Here is a 1,281-nt window from a genome sequence, read left to right as displayed (position 1 = left end):
CCTTATATCCGAGTATCAGTCGATCATGGGACTGCGCTGCCGTTGGCGGGTACGAATCGAGCGTCTGCAGACAGCATGTGCTATGCCATTGATCTTGCGATACGCATGGCAGTGACGGCCAAACAGAGGGAGGGGTGAACATGTCTCGCTGGGTGGATGGCCATCAAGCACGTAAGCGTTTTGGGCAAAATTTTCTGAGTGATGCCCGAATTGTTGCGCGCATCGTTCGCCTGATTGCGCCAAAACCAGGGGAAAACTTGGTTGAAATTGGGCCTGGTCTCGGGGCTATGACCGAGCCATTGCTTGCGGCGACTGACCATTTGACGGTGATAGAGTTAGATCGAGACTTGGTCGAGCGACTCAAAGAACGTTTTAGCGATGCGCCCGGGTTGACAATTTATTCGGCGGACGCGCTCAAATTTGACTTCTCAAGCTTGACCGAGGATGGTCCGCTCAGAGTGGTCGGCAACTTGCCATATAACATTTCTACCCCGCTGTTGCTGCACTTATTCCGATTTGTTGATGCGATTCAAGATATGCACTTTATGTTGCAAAAGGAACTGGTGCAGCGCATGTGCGCCACCCCTGGCAACAAACAATGGGGTCGACTGAGCGTCATCGTTCAGTATTTTGCCGAGCCAACCTTGATGATGACGGTTCCAGCGAGTGCGTTCCGGCCGCAACCCAAAGTCGAATCGGCGATTGTGCGCTTGCGACCACATGCCAAACGCTATCCAGTTGATGTCAGAAATTTGGAAAAGGTGACGGCAGCGGCATTTGGCCAGCGTCGAAAAACCATTAGGAATTCTCTTTCAAACCTGTTCGATGAAGCACAATTGAAAGCACTGGGATTTGATCCGACGGTACGTGCCGAGCAGCTGTCGCTCTCTGACTTTGTGAAATTGGCCGATGCGTTGGCTCGCTAGACTATTGTGTTTATTCTTATGGGGAGGCGCCGCTGGGGCAGCCACGCCAGCACCTCGTATCATCGTGCTGCAATACCACCATGTGTCCGCTAAAACACCGGCGGTGACATCGGTCACGCCTGAGCAGTTGCAAGCCCATCTCACCATACTGCGTGAAGAAGGCTTCGAAGTATGGTCCTTACCACGCGTGCTGGCACAGCTAAAATCGGGGCGCCAGCCAAAAAAACCTGTCGTGACTCTGACGTTTGACGATGCCTACCAAAATTTTTTGACGCATGCTTGGCCAATTTTGAGCCAGAAGGGCTTGCCCGCCACGGTGTTTGTGCCAACAAGCCATATTCGCGACCAACCCGGG

General features: G+C 52.8%; 3 protein-coding genes. All 3 read left to right on the top strand.

The window, feature by feature from the left end; translation table 11 throughout:
- Positions 1-138 (top strand): hypothetical protein (locus tag D6694_15810; GenBank protein ID RMH32835.1); only part of this gene is annotated, 138 nt, incomplete at its 5' end.
- 2 nt (positions 139-140) lie between these two features.
- On the top strand, positions 141-926 hold the full coding sequence (gene rsmA / locus D6694_15805; protein ID RMH32834.1) for a 16S rRNA (adenine(1518)-N(6)/adenine(1519)-N(6))-dimethyltransferase RsmA: 786 nt from the start codon (positions 141-143) through the stop codon (positions 924-926).
- On the top strand, positions 910-1,281 hold a 372-nt coding region (locus D6694_15800; protein RMH32833.1), incomplete at its 3' end, for a xylanase. The genes rsmA and D6694_15800, both read left to right, overlap by 17 nt.

Source organism: Gammaproteobacteria bacterium (assembly GCA_003696665.1).
Lineage (GTDB): Bacteria > Pseudomonadota > Gammaproteobacteria > Enterobacterales.
This window is presented reverse-complemented; position numbering and strand designations above follow the sequence as displayed.